Below are 22,412 nucleotides of genomic sequence, written 5' to 3'. Positions count from 1 at the left end.
ACACCGGGCGCAGCGGCGCACTCCTGCCTGTTGTTTTCTCAACGAATGCGACTGAGACCGTGCTGTTAGACGCATAAAATAAAAAAGCGAGCTACTCACCATGACTTCTCCCGCTTCAACTCGTCCAGAAGACGAGAACCTCGGCGTGGGCGCCAACCTTGCCTATGGCCTGCAGCATGTATTGACCATGTACGGCGGCATGATCGCCGTGCCGCTGATCATTGGCCAGGCAGCCGGCCTCAGCGCTGGCGACGTTGGGCTGCTGATCGCCGCCTCGCTGTTCGCCGGCGGCTTGGCGACACTGCTGCAGACCCTGGGCATCCCCTTCTTCGGTTGCCAACTGCCGCTGGTGCAAGGTGTGTCGTTTGCCAGCGTCGCCACCATGGTCGCGATCATCGGCAATGACGGCACCGGTGGCATGCAAGTGGTGTTCGGCGCGGTGATCGTGTCGTCGCTGGTCGGCTTGCTGATCACGCCGCTGTTCTCACGCATCATCAAGTACTTCCCACCGCTGGTGACGGGTATCGTCATCACCACCATCGGCCTGACTCTGATGCCGGTTACCGCGCGCTGGGCCATGGGTGGCAACAGCCAGGCCGCCGACTTCGGCAGCCCGGCGAACATTGGCCTGGCGGCCTTCACCCTGGCCTCGGTGTTGCTGCTGAGCAAGCTGGGCAGTGCCAGCCTGTCGCGCCTGTCGATTCTGCTGGCGATCGTGATCGGCACGCTGGCGGCGATGGCCACCGGCATGGCCGACTTCTCCCAGGCGTTGCAGGGGCCGTGGATGGCCATGCCCGAAGTGCTGCACTTTGGCGCGCCGCAGTTCCAGGTGGCGGCGATCCTGTCGATGCTCATCGTCATCGTGGTGACCATGGTCGAAACCTCGGCCGACATCCTGGCTGTGGGTGAAATCATCGGTACCCCGGTCGACTCCAAGCGGCTGGGCAACGGCCTGCGTGCCGACATGATCTCCAGCGCCCTGGCGCCACTGTTCGGCTCGTTCACGCAAAGTGCCTTTGCGCAGAACGTCGGCCTGGTGGCGGTGACCGGGGTGAAGAGCCGCTACGTGGTGGCCAGCGCCGGGCTGATCCTGGTGACCCTGGGGTTGCTGCCGGTGATGGGCCGGCTGGTCGCCGCAGTGCCTACCGCGGTGCTCGGTGGTGCCGGGCTGGTGCTGTTCGGCACGGTCGCGGCCAGTGGCATCCGCACCCTGGCGCAGGTGGACTACCGCAACAACATGAACCTGATCATCGTCGCCACCTCGATCGGTTTTGGCATGATCCCGATCGCGGCACCGGGCTTCTATCACCACTTCCCGGCCTGGTTCGAGACCATTTTCCACTCGGGCATCAGCTCGGCGGCGATCATGGCGATTCTGCTGAACCTGCTGTTCAACCACCTGCGCGCTGGCAACTCCGACCAGCAGTCGGTGTTCGTCGCGGCCAGCGAACGCACCCTGCGCTACCGGGATATCGCCGGCTTGAATGACGGCGATGTGTTCCGTGATGGCAAGCTGTACGACCGGGATGGCAACGAGGTGCCGATCATGGAGGTAGACGAGGGGCATTTGAAACCGGCCAAGGCGCCTGTGGCGCAGCTTCACTGACAGCGGGCTACCGCTGTAGGAGCAGCCTTGCGCTGCGAAGAGGCCAGTAAGGTAAAAGATTTTCTCCGCCTGTCAGGGCCTCTTCGCAGCACAAGGCTGCTCCTACACACAAATCGATGCGCGGCCGGTTATTGCTGCTGACGGGTGGCACACACCACGATTTCGCGGATGCACACCGATTGCGGTTGGCCATAGGCAAAGCCGATGGTCTCGGCAATGGTCTGCGCCGTCAGCACCCCGCCCATTTCCTGTTTCCATTCGTTGTAGCCCGCCTTGATGGCGTCATCGGTCGTGTGGCTGAGCAATTCGGTGTCGACTGCGCCCGGCTCGATGGTGATCACCCGCACGTTGCTCGGTGCCAGTTCTTCACGCAGGTTTTCCGACAGGCCGGTAACGGCGAACTTTGTACCGACGTAGGCGACATGGTTGGGGAAGGTCTTGCGCCCGGCCACGGAGCTGACGTTGATGATGGTGCCGTGCTTACGCTCGACCATGCCGCCAGCCACCGCATGTATACCATTGAGCAACCCACGCACATTGACGTCGAGCATGCGGTCCCACTGCTCTGGGTCCTGCGTGGCGATAGCGCCCAGCAGCATCACACCGGCATTGTTGATGATCGCATCGACCGGGCCAAAGCGCGCCTCGGCCTCGGCAACCGCGGCCAGCACAGCCGCGCGGTCAGTCACATCGACCGGCAGCGCCAGCGTGTTGGGCAGTTGCAGTTGTTGCATCGGCGCCAGTCGGCGAGACAGCAGCAACAGCGCATGGCCACGGCTGGACAGCAGCTTGGCGGTGGCCAGGCCAATGCCGGAGCTGGCACCGGTAATTACCACCAGAGGTTTATGGGAGTTGGTCATGGTCGCCATCCTGTTATCCGATTTGCCTATGGGTAAGAAGTAGAGCGAGTATAGAAGCCAGTTTTTCTGCCGAAAAATGGGAAATTCCTTTCGCAGCCATCGGCATCACTTATGGGTAAGCCATGGATTATCGCCAGCTTCGCGCCTTCATCGCCGTGTTCGAAGAGCGCAACATCACCGCCGCCGCGCGTTCGATACACCTTAGCCAACCGGCGCTATCAGGCAGCATCAAGGCACTGGAGGACGCCCTGGGTACCACGCTGTTCGTGCGCCAGGCCCGTGGCGTGGAGGTGACCGAAGATGCCCGCGCACTCTACCCCGAGGCGCAACGGATGGTCGCCGACGCCAACCGCCTGCTTGGGCGTTTCAAGGGCGATCGTGAACGTTCGCCGTTGCAGATTGGCGTCGAGCAGGATGTGAGCAAGGCGGTGCTGGCCAAGGTTGTACTGGCGGCGGCGGCCATCCAGCCCCCGGTGCGCCTGCAATTGGCGACCGGCTGCATGGGCGAGGTGCGGCTGGCCAGCGAAGAGCTGCGCTGTGAAGATGAGTTGTTCTTGCCGCTGCACAGCGACCCGTTCGTGCTGGCCCTCGCAACCCAGGCAAGCGCGGCCGAGCGCTGGATTACCTGCCCTGCGCAGCCGACCCATCAGCGCCTGCTGCCGTTCTACAGTGTGAGCCCGGTAGCAGAAGCCGACAGCTTTGTCTTGGCTCTGGAGTTGGTCGCCGCCGGGCTGGGCGCCGCAATCGTGCCGCAGTCACTGGCCGCCGAGCATCCTGGCGTGCGCTGCGAATCCTTGCCGCAACTGGACCTGCGTCGACGCATCGGCCTGTGCTATTCGGCCCAGGCGCTGGCGCTCGATGGCGTTATGCAGCTGCGCGATGCCTTGCAGCGTTGAATGGCCTGTAACGGCCTTCACAGGCACATGATCATCTCATGCCACGCCATGCCGCCGTGGTCCGATGGCGACGGCTTCACGTACTGGTAGCCCAGCTTCTGGTACAAGGCCACATGCTGCTCCTTGCACATCAGGTGAATGGTCTGCTTGCCCGCCGCCCGCATGCGAGCGATGAACGTGTCCATCAATAGCTTGGCGTAGCCTTTACCCTGGTGCGCCGGGTCTACCACCACCGACATGATCACCACGTTCGGCGCTGCCGGGTCATGGCCGACCAGTTCCTTGAACGCCTCGTCGGACATCACCACTTCGTGGGCGCAGCCGCTGTTGATGAAACCCACGATCACGCCGTCACGCTCCAGCACCAGGAACCCTTGCGGATACTGCGCGATACGCGTGCGGATTTTTTCCAGCGTGGCCGCCTCATCTCCCTCGTAGGCGCCGATTTCGATGGCATAGCAGCGCTCGGCATCTGCAGGGATGGGGGTGCGAAACTGGGGGGCGCTCATGGCAGGTTTCCTAGGGCAAAGTGATGGCAGCCAGCATGATAAATGAGCAGCGACCCTGCGCTCCATCATTGCGAACCGAGCCGGACGCGACAGCGCAGCGCAATAAATGCATTTTTTGCATATTAAGTTATATCTAAATTGAATTTTATTCTTGATCAGAAAGCCTTTACTGTCTAAACCACTCAGCCGGCCTTGAGCTGCCGGTTTCTCGCACGCTACCCGACCACGTGGTGCCTGCCCCCTGATCGCACATGGAGGCGCCATGCCCATCGCTTCATTCAACCGCCGTCAACTGCTGGCGTTGGCCGGCACTGCCACGGCGGCAACCTTGCTCGGCCGCCTGGCCTTCGCCGACAGCGGCCACGCCGGCCACAGCGCGCATGCCGCACAGCCCGTCGGCAGTGGCCTGGACCTGGAAAGCAGCCGCTGGGTGCTGCCCGAACCGCGCAAGGTCAGGCTGGCGACCAACCTCAATGCCGTGTGCCTGGCACCGGTGGCCGTGGCCGACAGCCAAGGCATCTTCAAACGCCACAACCTGGACGTGGAATTCGTCAACTTCGGTAACTCCACCGAGGTACTGCTGGAGTCGATGGCCACCGGCAAGGCCGATGCCGCCACCGGCATGGCACTGCGCTGGCTGAAAGCGCTGGAACAAGGCTTCGATGTCAAACTGACCGCCGGCACCCATGGCGGCTGCCTGCGCCTGTTGACCCTGGACGGCGGCCCGCAGGACTTCGCGGCCTTGAAAGGCACCACCATCGGCGTCACCGACATGGCGGCGGCCGACAAGAACTTCTTCTCGCTGATGCTCAAGCGCCATGGCGTCGACCCGGTGCGCGACGTGACCTGGCGGGTCTACCCGATCGACCTGCTCAGCGTTGCCCTGCAAAAGGGCGAGATCCAGGCGGCCAGCGGTTCGGACCCGCTGATGTATCGGGTCAAGCAGCAGCCAGGTTTCCGCGAGCTGGCGACCAACATGATCGAGGACTACGCCAACATGAGCTGCTGCGTGGTCGGCGTCAGCGGCCAGCTGGCGCGCAATGACACCCCGGTCGCTGCCGCCATCACCCACTCGATCCTGCAGGCCCATGCGTGGGCGTCGCGTAACCCGGACGCGGTGGCCGAAGAATTCCTCAAGTTCGCCATCAACACCTCCAAGGAAGAAGTCCGCGCCATCCTCACCGAGCACACCCACGGGTATTACTCGGTGGGCAACACCTTCGTGAAGGAAATTGCCGTGTACGCCCGTGACCTGAAGAACATCGAGGTGCTGCGCCCACGCACCGACCCGCTGGAATTCGCGGAGAGCATCCATGCCAACGTATTCGCTTGAGCAAGGCCGAACCGCCAAAGCGCCCGCCATCGCCGTATGGCGTGGCGGCCTGCTGGCGGCACTGGCTTGGGTCGCCTTCGCGCTGTTCACCCAGTTCTACCCGGACGGTGGCAAACCTTGGCCATTCACCCGTGAATTGGCATTGGCGGGCGCAGTGACCGGTGGGCTGCTGGCGTTGCTCGCACTGCTGCCGGGCGTGTTTGCCCGCAGCGTCGAGCGGCTCCGGCCAGCCGCTGCCTGGTTGGCCGCCCTGCCCCTGCTGCTTGGCCTGTGGTTGCTGGTCACGGCCAAGGTGGTACTGCTGCCGGTACCGTTTTTCGCACCGCCCCAGGCGCTGATCGAAGTGTTCGTCGATGACTGGTCGCGGCTTGGCGAAAGCCTGCTGCATTCGCTGTGGCTGCTGCTCAACGGTGTGGTCATCGGCGGTGCGGCCGGCTTCATCGCCGGCGTGGCGATTGGCTGGTCGCACCGGATCGGCTACTGGGTACACCCGGTGCTGCGCATCCTCGGGCCGGTGCCGTCCACGGCGCTGCTGCCAATCTGCTTTTTCTTCTTCCCGTCCAGCTGGAGCGCCAGCGTGTTCCTGATCGCCCTGGCCACCTGGTTCCCGGTCACGGTGCTGACCTGGTCCGGGGTGGCCAGCGTGGACAAAGCCTATTACGAAGTGGCGCGCACGCTGGGTGCAAGCGGGCGTTTCCTGGTCTGGCGGGTGGCGATCCCCGCTGCCCTGCCCCATGTGTTCGTCGGCCTGTTCATGGGCCTGGGGGCTTCGTTCTCGGTGCTGGTGGTGGCCGAAATGATGGGGGTCAAGGCCGGCCTTGGCTGGTACCTGCAATGGGCGCAGGGCTGGGCCGCCTACGCCAACATGTATGCGGCGCTGTTGGTGATGGCATTGCTGTGCTCGGGGCTGATCACGCTGTTGTTCCTGGTGCGTGACCGGGTGCTGGCCTGGCAGAAGGGGGCAGTGAAATGGTGAGTGGCGTACAAGCGGCGCTGGCCCAGGACACCGGCATGGCGCTGGATATCCGTGGGCTGAGTCACGCCTTTGAACTGGGCAGCGAGCGCCTTCCGGTACTGGACAAAGTCGACCTGCAACTGGCGCCTGGCGAGAGCGTGGCACTGCTTGGCCCGTCCGGTTGCGGCAAGTCCACCCTGTTGCGCCTGATCGCCGGGCTGGAAGCCGCGCAAAGTGGTAGCGTGCTGGCGGACGGCCAGGCCATTGGCGCCCCACACCACTCGCGCGTGCTGGTGTTCCAGGACCCGACGCTGTACCCATGGCGCAGCGTGTGGGACAACGTCGCCCTCGGCTTGCAAGCCCGTGGCCAGCTGAAGGCCCAGCGCCAGCGGGTGGACGAAACCTTGCACAAGGTCGGCCTGCTGCAGTTTCGTGATGCCTACCCGCGCCAGTTGTCGGGCGGTATGGCGCAGCGTGTGGCATTGGCCCGAGCGCTGATCAACGAACCTCGCCTGCTGCTGCTCGATGAGCCATTGGGCAAGCTTGACTCGCTGACCCGCATTGCCATGCAGGGCGAGCTGATCCGCCTGTGGCAGCAGCAAGGCTACAGTTCGTTGCTGGTGACCCATGATGTCGAAGAGGCGCTGTTGCTGTGCGACCGGGTGCTGGTGTTTTCGCCACGGCCAGCGCGGGTGCTGGCCGAATTGAAGGTCGAGCGGGGTTACCCGCGGCATCGAGATGACCCGCGATTGCTGGAGTTGCGTCAGCATGCGCTGGAATTACTGGGCCAAGGGCGGGATTGGTGAACGAGGTGATACTTGCTGCGTACCCGGGAAGGCAAGCATGATGGGCGCATTGCCTTGTTGCCACGGATACGCCGATGACCGCTGCCCTCTCCCCACTCACGGAGCCAAGCCGCTGCAAACGCCTGAAAGCGGCCAGCAGCCGGGACCATGACAGCGTCGATCAGCTGGTGATGGCGGCGCGGCCTTTTGCAAGCCGCGAGCGGTATGGCCGCTTCCTGCAGGTGCAGCACCGCTTTCATGGCAGCCTGCTGGCGCTGTATCAGGATGAACAGCTCAACCAGCGCTTGCCAGGGCTGATCGAGCTGTCGCGTTTTACGGCGGTAGAGGACGACCTGCGCGACTTGGGCCTACCCCTGCCATCAGCCCCTCGACAAGTCAGTGCCAGCCCGGCTCAAGCCTTGGGCTGGCTGTATTGCAGCGAAGGGTCGAACCTGGGGGCGGCGTTCCTGTTCAAGCACACCCAGCGTCTTGGCCTGGATGGCGAACTGGGCGCCCGCCACCTGGCGCCGCATCCGGATGGCCGAGCGCTGCACTGGCGTGAGTTTGTTGCCATGCTGGATGGGTTGGTACTGGATGAGCGGGAAGAGTCCGAGGTGGTGGCGGGGGTGATCGCTGCGTTCAATAGTTATCGGGGGCATCTGCGTAAAATATTCGCAGAAAACCACTAACGCTCGCTGTAGGAGCAGCCTTGTGCTGCGAAGAGGCCAGGAAGCCTTTCTCCATGCGGGCCTCTTCGCAGCGCAAGGCTGCTCCTACAAGCCCTCAATGATAGGCCTCGCCGTCCTTCACCTTGCCGCGAAACACGTAATAGGACCAGGCCGAATACCCCAGGATGAACGGGATGATCAGCAACGCCCCGACCAGGGCAAAGCCCAGGCTTTGCGGCGGCGCCGCCGCTTCCCAGATCGTCAGGCTAGGCGGCAGTACGTAAGGCCAGATGCTGATGACCAACCCGGTAAAACCGAGGAACACCAGCAGCAGCGACCAGACGAAAGGCCCGGCATGGGGTTCGCCACGCAGCGACTTGAGGATCGCCCAGGTGGCCACCAGCACCAGCACCGGTACCGGCAGGAAGAACCAGAAGTTGGGCAGGCTGAACCAACGGTCGAAAATCGCCGGATGCGTCAGCGGTGTCCAGATGCTGACGATCAGCATCGCCGCCACCGTCGCCAAGGTGATCGGTGAACAGGCTCGAATGATGCTCGCCTGCAGCCGGCCTTCGGTCTTCAGTACCAGCCAGGTGGCGCCCAGCAGCGCATAGGCCACCACCACCCCAACCCCGCAGAACACGTTGAACGGTGTCAGCCAGCTCATCAGGCCATTGGTGGCTACCCCGTCGACAATCGAGTGCCCCTCGATGAACGCGCCCAGCATCACCCCCTGGAAGAACGCCGCAGCGTACGACCCGGCCATGAACGCCCGGTCCCAGAACGGTTTGTGCGCCTCATCGGCCTTGAAGCGAAACTCGAACGACACCCCACGCCAGATCAACCCGGCCAGCAGGCCAAGCGCCGGAATGTACAGCGCACTGAGCAGGATGGCGTACACCTTGGGGAATGCCGCCATCAACCCTGCCCCACCCAGCACCAGCCAGGTTTCGTTGCCGTCCCACACCGGTGCCACGGTGTTGACCATGGTGTCGCGCTGCTCGCGGTCGGTGATGAACGGGAACAGGATGCCGATACCCAGGTCGAAGCCATCCATGATGACGTACATCATCACGCCAAAGCCGATGATCAAAAACCAGATCAGCGGAAGATCAATACCCATGACAGCGTCTCCGGTCAGTCAATGTGGTTGGGCGAATGCGAATACAGCGGCTCGTCCACCGCCGACAACGGGCGGGCCGGCCGCTGGTTGGCAGTCACCGGCTGTTGGTGGTCGTCGTGTACCTCTGGCCCCTTGCGCACCAGGCGCAGCATGTAGACGACACCTGTGCCGAATACCCCGATGTACATCACCACCAGCACCACCAAACCTACCGACAGGGTCAGCGCCGAATGGTCGGAAACCGCATCCTTGGTGCGCATCAGGCCGTACACCACCCACGGCTGGCGGCCAATTTCGGTGACGTACCAGCCGGCCAGCAAAGCCACCAGCCCCGACGGCCCCATCCACAAGGCAAACCGCGCCAGCCCCCGTGAGGTGTACAGCCGCCCGCGCCAGCGCAGCCAGGCACCATACAGGCCCAGTACAACCATCAGCATTCCGAGGCCGACCATTACCCGGAAGCACCAGAACACGATGGTCGAGTTGGGCCGATCTTCTTTGGCGAAATCTTTCAAACCAGGGATCTGCCCGTGCAGGCTGTGGGTCAGGATCAGGCTGGCCAGGTTGGGGATTTCAACCTTGTAGCGGGTGGTTTCCGCTTCCATGTCCGGGATGCCGAACAGAATCAACGGCACGCCCTGGCCCGGCGTGTTGCTCCAGTGCCCCTCCATTGCAGCGACCTTCGCAGGCTGGTACTTGAGCGTGTTCAAGCCGTGCATGTCACCGATCAGCACTTGCAGCGGCGCAGTGAACAAGAGCATCCACAGGGCCATCGAGAACATCCGCCGCACCGCCGGGGTGCGGTTGCCACGCAACAGGTGCCAGGCCGCCGAGGCGCCGACGAACAGCGCGGTCGACAGCATTGCCGCCGTCACCATGTGCGCCAGGCGGTACGGGAACGATGGGTTGAAGATGATGGCGAACCAGTCCACCGGCACCACCACGCCGTTGATCACTTCGTGCCCCTGGGGCGTTTGCATCCAGCTGTTCGACGCCAGGATCCAGGTGGCGGAAATCATCGTGCCCACAGCCACCATCACCGTGGCGAAGAAGTGCAGGCCACGGCCAACCTTGTGCCAACCGAACAGCATCACCCCGAGGAAGCCTGCTTCGAGGAAGAAAGCTGTCAGTACCTCGTAGGTCAACAAGGGGCCGGTGATGCTGCCGGCGAACTGCGAATAGAAGCTCCAGTTGGTGCCGAACTGGTAGGCCATGACCAGCCCGGAGACCACCCCCATGGCGAAGTTGACGGCGAAGATCTTCGACCAGAAGTGGTACAGGTCGAGGTAGGCGTTATCCTTTTTCCACAACCACAGGCCTTCCAGCACCGCCAGGAACGCCGCCAGGCCAATGGTGATGGCGGGGAAGATGATGTGGAAGGTAATGGTGAAACCAAACTGTATACGGGCCAGCTCCAGGGCTGTAAGGCTGAACATGACTATGCCTCGCTCCGTTGGGAAAGACGTTGCAGTAACGTGCGTGGTCGGGCCTGCCGATGGCTGGCCGCAGCATCCTGCCAGCGCTGCGCCGGTACGCTGGGGGAAACCAGTGCGCTGGTGAAGCCGCACTGCAGCAGCATGGCGAATTGGTCCGGCAGCAATGGCCCGGCGGCGCGCAGGTCGCCGGTAAAACCGTGGCGCTCGCGCAGCAGCCTGGCCAGGGTGAAGCCGCGGCCATCGCGTGACTTGGCGAACTCGATGACGATCAATGCCAGCTGGCCGAGTATCGTCAGTAACTGCGCCGGGTCCTGGTCGGCGTCCAGCCAAAGGCCCTCGGCCGGCTGACCGAAACGCATGTGGTAGTCGTCCCACTGCTGCGGCCGCAGCACCGTATGGGCAGCAAAGCTCGGCAGCGCATCGCTGCCCAGGTAATGCCAGGCGTCGTGCTGAACCAGGCCCTCATGATCAACGAGCATCACGCAGCACCTCCTTGAATGGCTCGATACCGACGCGGCGATAGGTGTCGAGGAAGCGCTCGTCGCCTTCACGCATTTGCAGGTAGATACCCACGATCGCCTCGACGATGTCGGGCACCTCCTCGAAGGGCACCGAGCGGCCCAGGATGGTCCCGACCGCGGCGTCCTCTTCGGCACTGCCACCCAGGGTGATTTGGTAGTTTTCGTGGCCAGCTTTATCCAGGCCAAGGATGCCGATATGCGCCACATGGTGGTGCGCACAGGCATTGATGCAGCCGGAGACGTTGAGCTTGAGCTCACCGATTTGCTGTTGCCGGGCGGCGTCGAAACGCTGCGCGATGCGCTGGGCGACCGGCACCGAACGGGCAGTGGCGAGGCTGCAGTAGTCCATGCCCGGGCAGGCGATGGAGTCGGACAACAAGCCTATGTTGCTGGTTGCCAGCCCGGCCTCGCGCAAGGCCTGCCACACGCTGTACAGATCACCCTGGCGAATGTGCGGCAGCACCAGGTTCTGCTCGTGGGAGACGCGAATCTCGTTCAGCGAGTAGGCCTCGGCCAGGTCGGCCACAGTGAGCATTTCTTCGGCGCTGATGTCGCCGGGGATACCACCCGGTGGCTTCAGCGAGATGACCGCACTGATATAGCCACGCTGCTTGTGCGGGTGGGTGTTGGTGCGTACCCAACTGGCGAATGCAGGGTCGTCCGCCCGTGCGCGCAGAAAACCGTCACACAGCCCGGGCAATGCCTCGAAGGCTGGCTGCACGAAGCGAGCACGAATGCCCTGGACGATGGCCGGCTCCAGGTATTGGTGGTGAGCCGGCAGGCTGGCGAACTCCTCTTCGATCATTTCGATGAAGCGCCCTGGCTTGAGTTCGCGCACCAGGATCTTGATACGTGCCTTGTACAGGTTGTCGCGCCGCCCCAGGGCGTTATACACCCGCAGAATGGCCTCCACGTAGCGCAACAATTCACGCTCTGGCAACCATTCGCGCACACGGGTGCCGACGATCGGGGTACGCCCCAGGCCACCGCCAGCATACACCTGGAAGCCCACTTCACCCTGGGCGTTGCACCGCGCCAGTATGCCAATGTCATGGAAGCGCACGGCCGCGCGGTCCTTGGGGCTACCGCTGATGGCGATTTTGAATTTGCGTGGCAGGTAGGTGAATTCCGGGTGGTCGGTGGACCACTGGCGGAGGATTTCGGCATGCACGCGCGGGTCGAGCACTTCGTCCTCGGCGGCACCGGCAAAATGGTCGGTGGTGACGTTGCGGATGCAGTTGCCGCTGGTCTGGATGCAATGCAGGTCGGCATCGGCCAGCACCGACAGAATCTGCGGCGTATCGGCCAGGCGCGGCCAGTTGAACTGGATGTTCTGCCGGGTGGTGAGGTGGCCATAGCCTTTGTCGTAGGTGTGCGCCACATAAGCCAGCTGACGCAGCTGCAGCGCGCTCAGGGTGCCGTAGGGGATCGCCACGCGCAGCATGTAGCCGTGCAATTGCAGGTACAGGCCGTTCATCAGCCGGTAGACCTTGAACGCCTCTTCATCCAGCTCGCCACTCAGGCGACGGGCAACCTGCTGCTCGAACTGGCGGGCACGGTCCTTGAGAAACTCACGCTCGAACGGATCGTAGCGGTACACCCCTGCCTGCCCCGCTTCGACCGGCAACAGCGGTCGCACGCGCTGCATGCGACTTGGCGGCATGCCCGCTGCCTGCTTGCCAAGGTCGCTGCGTACCGAAGGGCCACGGGCGCGCAGCCGTTCACGCAGGCTTTTCGGCTCTGGCCGTCCATTGACCAGCCAGGCTTCACAAGGCGTCGGCGCAACCACCTGGTTGGCCAGCACGGCAGCCTCGGCAGCGAGGGTTGCCGCTATCAGCGCCTGCGTATCGAAGGTGCCGGCTTGTTGCAGTGTCTCTACCCACTCATGCCCGGCATCAAGCCAGACCACAGCCCCATCGTCGAGGCGGTTGGCGCAGATCAGATGACAGTCATTCATCGAACATCTCCATGACTGGCAGCCCGGAAGCGCTTATCGTTGCAACCCTGCCGCGCCGTTCCGGTGCACATCATATAAACCATACGCTTTCCGTATTGTATGGATTTCTTAGTAACTGTATGCCATGATATGCTTATGCGTATGGACTTACAACCGAGAGGAAGACCTATGCCTGTTGCCGGCGAGCCGACGGAAACTGCTCAAATGCGCTGGACAAAGCCTTTCAAGCCAAAATCAGGGCCGCGATACATACAGATTGCAAACATGCTTGAAGAATCCATACAGTCTGGAATCTTGCAGGATGGCCAGCAAATTCCGCCGCAACGTGCACTGGCTGCGCACCTGGGCGTCGACCTGACCACGGTGACCCGCGCCTACGCCGAAGCGCGCGACCGTGGTCTGATTGCCTCCTACAGTGGCCGCGGGTCCTTCATCCTGGGTGCCCGTGAAACGACCCCCTTGGCAGGCATCGACCTGACCATGAACATCCCGCCGCAGCCGGCCAACGGCTCGATGGCTCAGTTGGTGAGCGCCGGGCTGGAACAGGCGCTGCAGCGCAACCGCATCGAAGCCCTGTCGCTTTACCAGGACGAGCCAGCCACCCGCTCGCTGCTGCAGGCCGCACAGGGCTGGCTGCAACCGGCACTGGGTGATCTGGACAGCCGCAACCTCGCGCTGTGCTCGGGGTCGCAGGCGGCCATCTTCGCCATCCTCAGCGCCCATGGCCGCGTGGGTGACGCCATCCTCTGCGACCCGCTGACCTACCCCGGCCTGCTGCTGGCCGCCCGGCAACTGGGGCTGCGCATTGTCGCGGTGGCCGGTGATGCCGACGGCATGCGCCCCGACCACCTGGAGCAGGCTTGCCAAGAAAGCGGTGCGCGCCTGCTGTACCTCAACCCCACCTTCCACAACCCTACCGCGCACACCATGCCCGTAGCCCGGCGTCAGGCAATTGCCGAGGTGCTGCTCAAGCGCGGCATCACGCTGATCGAGGACGACCCCTACCGCTATCTGCTTGACGACGCGCCGGCCCCCATCGCCTGCCTGACCGGGGGTGCCAACACCTACTACCTGGCTTCGCTGTCCAAGTGCCTGTGGCCCAGCCTGCGCACCGCCTTCGTGCTGCCACCGCGTGGCGATGACGGGCAAGGCCTGCTCAACGGCCTGCGTGCGTCGAGCATGGGCTGTTCGGCCCTGCTACTGGCGCTGGTCGAGCAGTGGATTCGCAATGGCACCGCCAAGGAACTGGTACAGGAAATTCAGCGCGAAGCGCGCGCCCGCCAACACCTCGCGCGCACCCTGCTGAGCCATGAGTTCCAGGCGCACCCCACCGGGCTGCACTTGTGGCTGCCGCTACCGGCACATTGGCAACAAGAGCGGTTCACCCATGCGTTGGATGATGTGGGGGTGAGCGTGGCGGGGGCGGACTCGTTCAGCGTGGCGCCACAGGGGCCGGATGCGGTGCGTATCTCGTTGGGTGGGGCGCCGGACCAAGCGGTACTGGGACAGGCCTTGCGCAAGGTTGAAGGGTTGTTGAAGGAAGACCGCCGGCGTGGCGGGCGGGCGTTTGTGTAAGTACCTGTTACCAGCAAAGTCCTACAAGTTGTTGCTGCAGCGAACTTTTTCTCGATTGCCTGTCTATGTGGGAGGCACAGAAAGGTAGCGGAACGCGAAAAAGGTTCGCCGACCACCTGCTGGCCAGATGGCTCAATTGTTATCAGAGGTTGGCTTCGCTCATGAAAATACATGTCGCAAGGTTGATGCTGCTCGGCCTGTTCTCGTTCGCGGCGTTGGGCACGGCATCGGCAACACAAATGAAAGCGGCCGAGGCAGTGGCCCCGGCCGTTCAATCACCGTTGCAGCCAGCCGGCAACCCCTGGTCGAGGGTGGCCAGTGTGGCCGCTCAACAGCCGGCCACGCTGCTGGCACATGATGACGACCGCTGGCATGACCACAGAAGCGACTGGCGCCGCGAACAGTGGCGGCGCGAACAAGCCCGACGGGATTGGGAGCGGCGGCGCGACTGGGAACGGCGCCGTGACTGGGAGCGCCGCCATGAGCGGGCCATGCACCAGCGCCACTACGACGAGCACCGTCACTACCGCCGCTAAGGCCAACGCGGCCTCTGTAGGAGCAGCCTTGCGCTGCGAAGAGGCCGGTACTGGCAACACGAATGCTGTGCCTGTACCGGCCTCTTCGCAGCGCAAGGCTGCTCCTACAAGGTCGGCGATGGCCTCAATACCACGTCTCGACGTGTACCGATGATAACGCCCTGCGCGCGCAGCCCTTCCAGCAATGCCACGCCCTGCTGCAGATCCCCGCTCAACGCCTGCAACCGTTCTTGTCCACTCCCCTGCCCCACCAGCAACTGGTACGCCATCGGTGCCAAGCGTGCAAAGCGCACCTGCAACCCGGCATCGCGATAAACCAGCAGCAAGGTCGGCGTCTGCGGTGCAACGGTTGGCAGATAATCGGCGCCAATACGTTCCACCGGCCAACGATAAGCCAGCACCCGCGCGACACAAGACAACAGCGGCTCCCCATCCAACAGGTCTCCCGCAGGGTCGTGCAGTGGGTCTTCGGCATCGCTCAGGTACAGCTGCGCCTCGACCCACTCATAGTGCGCCAGCTCCAGTTGCCAGGGCGTATCCAGCGCCACCCCTTGCAGGTAATCGACAAACGCTTCGGCAATCTCGGTAAACAACGGCGTTTGGCTACGGTAGTTGGCATAGAAGTCACGCACGCGAGCATGCCAGCGTCGCTCACCCAGGGCCTGGCGCATCACAGGAAAGCTGCCGGCCAGCAAGCCTTCGATGGCGCCATAGAACAACTCGCGGTAGATCTTCAGGCGCCGTGCCTCAACGCCCGGCGGCGGGGCGTTGCGCTGCGGGTCGCGCAGGTGGCGGGCCAGGGCGTATTGCTGTTCGCGCAAGGTCTCATTCATACCTTTGCACTCCCCCAGGCACTCTGCACATTGCGGATACGCGCCGTCTCCTCCAGCAATTGCGCCAGTGGCGGGTAGTTGAAGTCACGTTCGAGTACGGTCGGCTGCACTCCAAAACGTGCACAGGCAAAGGCGTACAGTGCCCATACATCTTCCTTGACGGGCGCCCCATGGGTGTCGACCTTCAGGTCCGGTGCCTCATCGTAATGGCCGGCAACGTGCATGCCGGTCACCCGCGCCTGGGGCAAGCCTTCAAGGAATTGCTGGGCGTCATAGCCGTGGTTGCAGGCATTGACGAATACATTGTTGACGTCCAGCAGCAGGTCACAATCGGCTTCTTCGAGTACCGCACGGATGAATTCGAGTTCGCTCATCGCCTGATAAGGGGCGGCGTAATAGCTGATGTTCTCCACGGCAATACGCCGTTCAAGGTGCGCCTGCGCCTGACGTATGCGTGCCGACACATGGCGCACCGCTTCATCGGTAAACGGGATGGGCATCAGGTCGTACAGGTGCCCGTCATCGCTGCAGTAGCTCAGGTGCTCGCTGTACAAGCGCACCTGATAACGGTCGAGAAACTGCCGGGTCTGGTCGAGAAACCGCAGGTCCAGCGGCGCGCTGCCCCCCAACGACAACGACAACCCATGGCAGGTGATGGGAAAACGCTCCGCCAACTGGGCCAGGCCTTTACCATAGGCACCGCCCACGGCAATCCAGTTTTCCGGTGCGCATTCGAGAAAGTCCACTGCGCCAGGCGCCATCGCCAGCAATTCCGGCATCAGGCCGCGACGCAAGCCTAGCCCGGTATTCAACATTGCAGGAAGCATAAACAGGTCTCCAACAGGCACAACGCCCCGCCTGGCCAGCAGGAGGGGCGTTGCATCGAGGGATCAAGGTCAGGACTTGCCGGTCAGGTGGCTGAACAGCCCTTCAGGCATGGTTTTGCCGTTGGCCTGGTAGATTGCATTCAGGTGATCCGCAGCTTCCTGTTCAGAGATGAAGCCATCATGGTTGCTGTCGATCTTGTCAAAGTCAGCGGCACGGTCCTTGGCCACAACCAGGAATTCCTCTCGCGAAACCTTGCCATCATGGTTACTGTCGGTCTTGGTGAACGAGGCGTCGCCACATTTGCCTTCGCCGCATTTGCCTTCGCCCTGGGTGGCCTTGGCGCTGCCACCGCATTTGCCTTCGCCACACTTGCCCTCGCCGGCCACCTTGGCCGAAGCCAGCTGGTAACCCTGGGCCAAGGGTTCGACGGCAAACGCGCTGCTGCCCAATGCCATGCTGCCGATCAGGGCGGCGCCGAGCAGGCCGAGGGTGGTTTTTGCTTGAGTCATGATGTAGCTCCACTGTGGTTTAAAAGTGGAGCCATTAGGCCGGCGCGGTTTGTCGTGGATGTATCGTGCAAAGCACGCTTTTGTATGGCAGTAGGTCTGCAACGCAGGCAGATACAGTGGGATACACGGTTGGCCCCAAGATGCCTTGGGGCCATGACGCGCGTTCAGTCTTCCAACGGTTTGGGCGGGGCTGCCGGTTTGGCAGGCTTGGCCGGCTTGCTGTCATTGGCCTTGGCTTGCGGAGCCGCCGCTACCGGCTCGGGCGCCGCCACCGCCTTTTCGCTGGCAGGCAGTTCATCGACCGCCTTGAAGATTACCTGCGGATCGATGGCCTCGCCTGTGTCGTCGTCCTTGAGCATGTGCCGTTCACCGTCCTTGCCTACCAGAATCACCTTGGTGCCCTTGCTCGCCCCCAGCTTCAACTCGCGAATCAGGGCCATGGTGGTCTGCTGTTCGAGGTTCTTGTCCTCGCGCTTGCCCATCATGTTGGCGACGCTGTACAGCACCAGGTTGCGCTCCTTGAAGGCGGCCTGGGTGGCCGGGTCCTCAAGTGCCTTGTTCAGCCCGCGCAAGGTCGGGTCGGCACTGCTCGGAGCGATAACCACCAATGGCCTGGCCTTGCCCAGTTCCTTGGCTAAAGGCGCATCACTGTCTGCGGCAAACAGGGGGCCGGCAACAGCAAGCAAGGTTGCGAGGGTCAGTGACCGGACGAGCATGCGTATCTCCTTATTGTCTCGATAAACCAATGACTGCAGATCACGGAGAAAAATCCGACAGGGAGCCTAAACCACTTCACGCAAGAACGGGCTGTGGAAAAGTAACCTACGATTTCCGAACCACCTGAAGCCACGGCAACGGCGCTGTCACGAACCACCGTCACCTTGACTGAGCATAGCCCATAGCCGCCTGGGTCAGGGCCAGCTAACCCCTTGCCCTGAGCTGTCGTCAACGCACCTGCATGCCTGGCGCCTCCGGTCCCACCTCCATCGCTCGAGCCGTCATATCCAGCATCAGCCCTCTACGCGCAGCGCGCTGCGCGTCACGAATGGCATCCGCCTGCTCGAGCCTTGCTGCCTCGGTGAGCGCTTCATCGTCGAGTACCGTTTCAAGCTGTTGCCTGAACGGCAGGTCGACCGCCGCGAACCGGTCAGGATGAGTACGCTCCAGGTGCGTCCGCCAGAATTCACGGTCAACCATCGAGCGGGCGATCTCGTCCATGGTTTCTGCCTCTCTCACCACAGCCTCTACCACTGCCAGGTCAGCCTCTGAAACACCTGAAATCGCAAGGAAGCTCATTTCTCCCACCTGCAGCGGCAAGTCGAGCCGCTCCCTCAGGCCAATCCTGAAAGCCAACCCCACCTCGCTTCCTTCCTGCGCCCGGCTGTGCTGCAGAGCCCATCGGGCAGCGAACCTGTCGACTGCATCCTGGCGCCATAAACGCCTTCCCAGGCTGAGCAAGGCACGTTCGTTGTTTGCCTGGGCGCCATGTTCAACCTGCCAAACGAGCAAATTCAGCTCGAGGTTGCTCAAGCACCAGGTTGCACCGTCCTGACAGCCCCACTCATCATTGGCCACGGACAACAGGTTCTGGCGCAACTCCGGCGTCATGGCCATCGCCTCCATTACCGCCATTACCCGATTGCCCAACGCCCGCGCGTTGATACGAAAATCCTCGGACAACAGCAACTGCGCTAGGACACGGAAAAAACGCTCGGCGTCTTGCCCTGTATCCAGTGAGTCCCAGGCTGCCAGCATCGACCCGCGCTGCTCCGGGGCCACCGCATCGCCCCATTCTTCACGCGCGTGTGCCTGCCGCAGTTGCATTTGCTCCTCGTCGACTACAGGAATGTCACTCCTCAGCGATGCCCGCAAGCGCCGCGCCTGGGCCTCGCCCAAGGGGTTCGCATGCAGACGAATCCGCCGCCGACGCCACACGGGCAACTGGTAGAAATGCTCCGGAATCTGCCTGATCCGGTTTTCCCTCAAGTCGACGGACACCAGTTGAGTACGGTCGAATACGCCCGGTGGCCATTGCGTGATCTGGGTGTCGCGCAGGTTCAGCCAACGCAGCTCGAGCAAACCGGCCAGCGTAAACGGACGCCCCAATGGGTTGTGGGACAGGTCGAGAGATTCGAGGGTCGTACAATTGGCCAGGGTAACGGTTTGCTCGATGTCCAGACGAATCCGGTTGTTGGTCAGACTGAGGTGGCGTAGTTGCGGCAGCTGCAGCACCGGCTGTGGTAGACGCGTCAACAGGTTGCCACCCAGATCGAGGGTTTGCAGGTTGGGAAAGGCCAGCAGGAAGCTGTTGGGCACGTCCGAAAGATCGAGATGCAGCAGTGACAGGCTGGTAACGCCTCTGAAGCTGACCTGCGCCGGGATGCCAGGCAAGCCCCGCAAGCCGAAATTGCAGAATATGGCATGCAGGTTTTCTTGTGCATCGATTCGCAGTTCCCCAACACCAACCGACCGCCTCCAGCAATCGAACAAGGTATGGCGCAGGGCCTCGCGATCCTCCCTGGCATCGGCCTGTCCCTGTGCCACCCATGTATCAAGTGTGTTGCGAAGCACCGTCAGTTCATTGTTCAGGTCGGTCAGTACCTGCTCAAGTTGACGCCCTGAGCCCCGGGCATGATCGGCGAAGGTCTCGATCTGCTCATCACTCAACCAAGGAAAGAGGTCTCGCAAGGTTGCCCTCAGGGCTCCACGTCTCGCCATGAAGCCGCTCACTCCTGCGCCACCCAGCGGGTAGCCCAAACGCCCATCGGCCAGGCGCAGGGGTTTGCGAACAGCACCCGGGCGTAGTGTGCCGAGCAAGCCTGCGATCTCATCACGGCGTCGGGCCGCTTGGCGCCCCAGCAGCACCCTGAGGTTGTGCGAAAACGGGTCGCCAACCCCCATCGCCTCACGCTGCGCATCGGTATAGGCTGGCGCCATGACATCGAACAACTCCCCCGCCTCACCAAGCCTCGCGCCTTGGTCGTCAAACAGTTGGAAGGCGCCGTTCAAATGCACCAGATCGAACGCCCGCTGCCCGTGTTCGACCTGCGCCAGCATCGGCCCTTCCAGGTAGCCTTCGAACAAGCGCCAGCACACGCCTTGCTCGCTGCCAGGCAGGTAGCGCAACAGGCCCAGGACCACCCGTGCCAGGTCGGCATTCTGTGGCGTATCAAGGAACAAGGCTTCAAATACCCTGACCTGACGAAGACCCGACAGACTGCCCCGGGCCGCCTCGGCCAGCCTCAACGCAACCCGGCCGCTGGCCAGCAGGCGCCTGCGATCGGCACCGTTGGCGGCCTGTACCAGCGCTCGCGCGGTGCGCACCTGCAGCCCCGGGAAGACCCGCCGCAGCGCTGCGCTGCCTGGGCTGTCGGTGGGCTGCAACGCTTCGTACAAACCTTGCAACAGTGTGCGGCGCTGCGTCCATGCCAACTCGGCCAGCGCCTGATCTGGCAGGCCATCGGCACCCGGCAACCGCCTTGCGTGATCAAGCACCGTCGTATCTTCCACCGGCTCGCCGCTGCGCAAACGGCCAATCATGCTGCGGATGCGCTGATCGAGCCTGACCCGCTGCACGCTGTCGAGCAGGCCTGGGCTTGGCGCCTGGGCATGTACATGCAAACCACGCACATCGTCGCCATCCAGGCCATGGAACAGCAGAACCTGATCGATCTGTTCGTCACCCAGCCGGCCAAATGCGTCGCCCAGGCGCCGGAACATGCGGTATGTGTCGGGCCATTGAGCCGGTTGCTCACTCCACAACCGCCAAGCGCCTGCACCATTGTGACGCAGTAACGGCCCATGCCCGTCGAGCGGGCACAGTTGCCACTGACCGTCGCCGGCCGGCGCCTCCACGCGATAGTGATGCCCGTCCATTTCGATCCAGGCCTGCCCATCCAGACGCCGAATGCCCAAGGCGTCCCGGCTTGCGGCCGCAACGGGGGCCTGGCTTTGAAACGGGGTCAAGTCTTGTTGCCAGAGTTTGACGGTGCCGTCCTGCAGACGGGCCGGCACCATGGCATCGACCCGCGTGGAACGTGCCCAGATCCGTCGAGCCACACCAACCCCGGCTACCGTGGTCGCAAGCACGGCAAGGTCGGTGGCCACATGGGTCAAATGCTCGAGCGCCTCTTGGCGATCCCCTTCATGCCAGGCCTCGAAGCCATGATAAACCTCGCCCAGCAACTCCCAGGCCGTCACGGCAAGCAATGCCAGGCCAAGGCCCGGTACGAAGAAGCTGGCCAGACTGAGCAGTGCCCATCCTTCGGCTGCCAGGCGCTGGTCATGCTGGCGCTGAACCTCGCGATCTAGCCGCGCCACAGGCACCGCGATCATCGCCGCATCTTCCTTGATCTGGCGGATGCGTGCCTGTGCCAGGCTGTTGAACAATGGGTACGGGTAAGCGTGCAAACGCGGTTCGAGATCGCGAAAAGCCCAACCCGCCAGGTCATCGAACAGCGCCGTGACCTGAACGAAAAACGCCAGGCTGTCGCGGCGTAGCACGAAGCGGCTGAAGAAACGCTGGTAGGCCTTGTCTCGAAAACGACGACCCAGCTCCCGGTTCAGTTGGTCGATGCTCTCGAACGCGCTCCAGGGAGCCTCGGGATCCCCTGGCACGTAGAGCAATACACGGCGCGTGGTGTTGAAAAGAACACCCTGATCAATCACCTCGAACGCTATCACCTGCTCGATAGGGCAACCCAGTAGCTTCAGCTGCCTGGCTTGCACAAGATCGCCCGCCAGGCGCGGCAGTGTGCCATCCGCGCACAAGGTCACCATCAAGCCGAGTTCGCTGTCATCCAGCTTGCCTTCGTGCCTGGCTTTGTAGGCGTCCACCAGCATGGCATTGCGGTTGGCATCCATGAACTGACACTCCACGCGCCGGGCATCATCAGCGGGCTGTAAAATGGAGTCCAGATGACGTTGATAGCACTCCCCCAAGTCCAGCTCGCGACACAGTGTGGCAAGCTCGATGCTTGTGGGCGGCGTAACCCCGCCCTGGCTCGGAACCAGCAGGCGGTTGCCGCGCGGCTGGCCACCCGCCTGGGCCTGCTCGGCAGTGAAGTTGCGCAATGCCACTTCGAGCAGAGGCTTTTCTTCATAGATCACTTCGATGAGGTGCGCGCCGACTGGCTGGCTGTTGATCACAGGCTCTCGACGGCCCTCCATGAACGTGATCGAGCGCGAATTGCAGCCAAGCCCGTAACGCTCACCAAGGGCCTTATCCAAGCTCGATGCAACGAAACTGTCGATGCTCTCGATGCCCCGCAAGGTCGCAGTTACCTGTTCGCGGCTGCGAAGGCTGTTGGCCAATGCCTTGCTGATTTCAGGCAATTGCTCGGAAGAAACCTGACGCAACCAGCGTGGCAGGCGCTTGCCGATGATGCCGTCCTGGAAAGCATCGATGGCTGCTTGTGCGCTTGATGGCGGTGTAGTTTGCATGGCTCGAGGCCTCTTCATGAAAAGAGGCCAGACTAAGGAG

At 62.8% G+C, this 22,412-nt stretch carries 19 protein-coding genes; 8 read left to right on the top strand and 11 right to left on the bottom strand.

Features of this window, described 5'->3' with window-relative positions:
• The first annotated feature begins 100 nt into the window (after positions 1-100).
• The gene (locus ACNFBR_RS07905) at positions 101-1,606 is read left to right on the top strand and encodes a nucleobase:cation symporter-2 family protein (RefSeq protein WP_416734375.1); all 1,506 of its coding nucleotides are present in this window, start codon (positions 101-103) and stop codon (positions 1,604-1,606) included.
• Positions 1,607-1,734: 128 nt separating this feature from the next.
• Here ACNFBR_RS07905 and ACNFBR_RS07900 read toward each other — a convergent pair whose 3' ends face one another.
• Positions 1,735-2,466: an SDR family oxidoreductase gene (locus tag ACNFBR_RS07900; RefSeq protein WP_416734374.1), complete on the bottom strand. Its 732-nt coding sequence runs from the start codon at positions 2,464-2,466 to the stop codon at positions 1,735-1,737.
• 122 nt (positions 2,467-2,588) lie between these two features.
• Here ACNFBR_RS07900 and ACNFBR_RS07895 point away from each other — a divergent pair, with 122 nt between their 5' ends.
• On the top strand, positions 2,589-3,362 hold the full coding sequence (locus ACNFBR_RS07895) for a LysR family transcriptional regulator (RefSeq protein WP_416734373.1): 774 nt from the start codon (positions 2,589-2,591) through the stop codon (positions 3,360-3,362).
• Positions 3,363-3,379: 17 nt separating this feature from the next.
• Here the strand turns inward: ACNFBR_RS07895 and ACNFBR_RS07890 are convergent, their stop codons facing one another.
• The gene (locus ACNFBR_RS07890) at positions 3,380-3,871 is read right to left on the bottom strand and encodes a GNAT family N-acetyltransferase (RefSeq protein WP_416734372.1); all 492 of its coding nucleotides are present in this window, start codon (positions 3,869-3,871) and stop codon (positions 3,380-3,382) included.
• Positions 3,872-4,133: 262 nt separating this feature from the next.
• On the opposite strand from ACNFBR_RS07890, the gene ACNFBR_RS07885 reads away from it, so the two are divergent.
• From ACNFBR_RS07885 to ACNFBR_RS07870, 4 genes are all read left to right on the top strand, one after another.
• Positions 4,134-5,204: an ABC transporter substrate-binding protein gene (locus tag ACNFBR_RS07885; RefSeq protein ID WP_416734371.1), complete on the top strand. Its 1,071-nt coding sequence runs from the start codon at positions 4,134-4,136 to the stop codon at positions 5,202-5,204.
• Entirely contained in the window at positions 5,185-6,180 is a 996-nt protein-coding gene (locus ACNFBR_RS07880) for an ABC transporter permease (RefSeq protein WP_416734370.1), read from the top strand. Before ACNFBR_RS07885 ends, ACNFBR_RS07880 begins: the two co-directional genes overlap by 20 nt.
• Entirely contained in the window at positions 6,174-6,965 is a 792-nt protein-coding gene (locus ACNFBR_RS07875; protein WP_416734369.1) for an ABC transporter ATP-binding protein, read from the top strand. Before ACNFBR_RS07880 ends, ACNFBR_RS07875 begins: the two co-directional genes overlap by 7 nt.
• Before the next feature lie 74 nt (positions 6,966-7,039).
• Positions 7,040-7,633 (top strand): biliverdin-producing heme oxygenase, encoded by a 594-nt coding sequence (locus ACNFBR_RS07870; RefSeq protein WP_416734368.1) that lies wholly within the window; start codon positions 7,040-7,042, stop codon positions 7,631-7,633.
• Positions 7,634-7,727: 94 nt separating this feature from the next.
• On the opposite strand, the gene cydB is transcribed toward ACNFBR_RS07870, so the two are convergent.
• From cydB to ACNFBR_RS07850, 4 genes are read right to left on the bottom strand one after another with little or no spacing between them, the layout of a single operon-like run.
• Positions 7,728-8,735, bottom strand: a complete 1,008-nt coding sequence (cydB, locus tag ACNFBR_RS07865) for a cytochrome d ubiquinol oxidase subunit II (RefSeq protein WP_416734367.1) — start codon at positions 8,733-8,735, stop codon at positions 7,728-7,730.
• A gap of 14 nt (positions 8,736-8,749) precedes the next feature.
• Complete coding sequence (locus ACNFBR_RS07860; protein ID WP_416734366.1) at positions 8,750-10,171, bottom strand: cytochrome ubiquinol oxidase subunit I; 1,422 nt, start codon at positions 10,169-10,171, stop codon at positions 8,750-8,752.
• Between the two features lie 2 nt (positions 10,172-10,173).
• A complete protein-coding gene (locus ACNFBR_RS07855; RefSeq protein WP_416734365.1) occupies positions 10,174-10,650 on the bottom strand; it encodes a DUF934 domain-containing protein in 477 nt (158 codons plus the stop codon).
• Positions 10,640-12,649 carry a DUF2849 domain-containing protein gene (locus ACNFBR_RS07850; RefSeq protein WP_416734364.1) on the bottom strand — a complete coding sequence of 670 codons (2,010 nt, stop codon included), beginning with the start codon at positions 12,647-12,649 and terminating at the stop codon, positions 10,640-10,642. Before ACNFBR_RS07850 ends, ACNFBR_RS07855 begins: the two co-directional genes overlap by 11 nt.
• Before the next feature lie 129 nt (positions 12,650-12,778).
• On the opposite strand from ACNFBR_RS07850, the gene ACNFBR_RS07845 reads away from it, so the two are divergent.
• Both ACNFBR_RS07845 and ACNFBR_RS07840 read left to right on the top strand, forming a co-directional pair.
• A complete protein-coding gene (locus tag ACNFBR_RS07845; RefSeq protein WP_416734363.1) occupies positions 12,779-14,224 on the top strand; it encodes a PLP-dependent aminotransferase family protein in 1,446 nt (481 codons plus the stop codon).
• A gap of 161 nt (positions 14,225-14,385) precedes the next feature.
• Positions 14,386-14,760, top strand: coding sequence for a hypothetical protein (locus tag ACNFBR_RS07840; RefSeq protein ID WP_416734362.1), 375 nt, complete (start codon positions 14,386-14,388; stop codon positions 14,758-14,760).
• Between the two features lie 104 nt (positions 14,761-14,864).
• On the opposite strand, the gene ACNFBR_RS07835 is transcribed toward ACNFBR_RS07840, so the two are convergent.
• From ACNFBR_RS07835 to ACNFBR_RS07815, 5 genes are all read right to left on the bottom strand, one after another.
• Positions 14,865-15,593, bottom strand: coding sequence for a DNA-binding domain-containing protein (locus ACNFBR_RS07835; RefSeq protein WP_416734361.1), 729 nt, complete (start codon positions 15,591-15,593; stop codon positions 14,865-14,867).
• Complete coding sequence (locus tag ACNFBR_RS07830; protein WP_416734360.1) at positions 15,590-16,420, bottom strand: DUF692 domain-containing protein; 831 nt, start codon at positions 16,418-16,420, stop codon at positions 15,590-15,592. Before ACNFBR_RS07830 ends, ACNFBR_RS07835 begins: the two co-directional genes overlap by 4 nt.
• Positions 16,421-16,489: 69 nt before the next feature.
• Positions 16,490-16,930 (bottom strand): EF-hand domain-containing protein, encoded by a 441-nt coding sequence (locus ACNFBR_RS07825; RefSeq protein WP_416734359.1) that lies wholly within the window; start codon positions 16,928-16,930, stop codon positions 16,490-16,492.
• Positions 16,931-17,094: 164 nt separating this feature from the next.
• The gene (locus ACNFBR_RS07820) at positions 17,095-17,646 is read right to left on the bottom strand and encodes a DUF4174 domain-containing protein (protein WP_416734358.1); all 552 of its coding nucleotides are present in this window, start codon (positions 17,644-17,646) and stop codon (positions 17,095-17,097) included.
• Positions 17,647-17,875: 229 nt separating this feature from the next.
• Complete coding sequence (locus ACNFBR_RS07815; RefSeq protein ID WP_416734357.1) at positions 17,876-22,372, bottom strand: NEL-type E3 ubiquitin ligase domain-containing protein; 4,497 nt, start codon at positions 22,370-22,372, stop codon at positions 17,876-17,878.
• Positions 22,373-22,412 lie beyond the last annotated feature (40 nt).

Source organism: Pseudomonas sp. NY11955 (genome assembly GCF_048068035.1).
GTDB lineage: Bacteria > Pseudomonadota > Gammaproteobacteria > Pseudomonadales > Pseudomonadaceae > Aquipseudomonas.
Note: the sequence above shows the minus strand (reverse complement) of the source record. Positions and strands in the feature narration are given on the sequence as shown.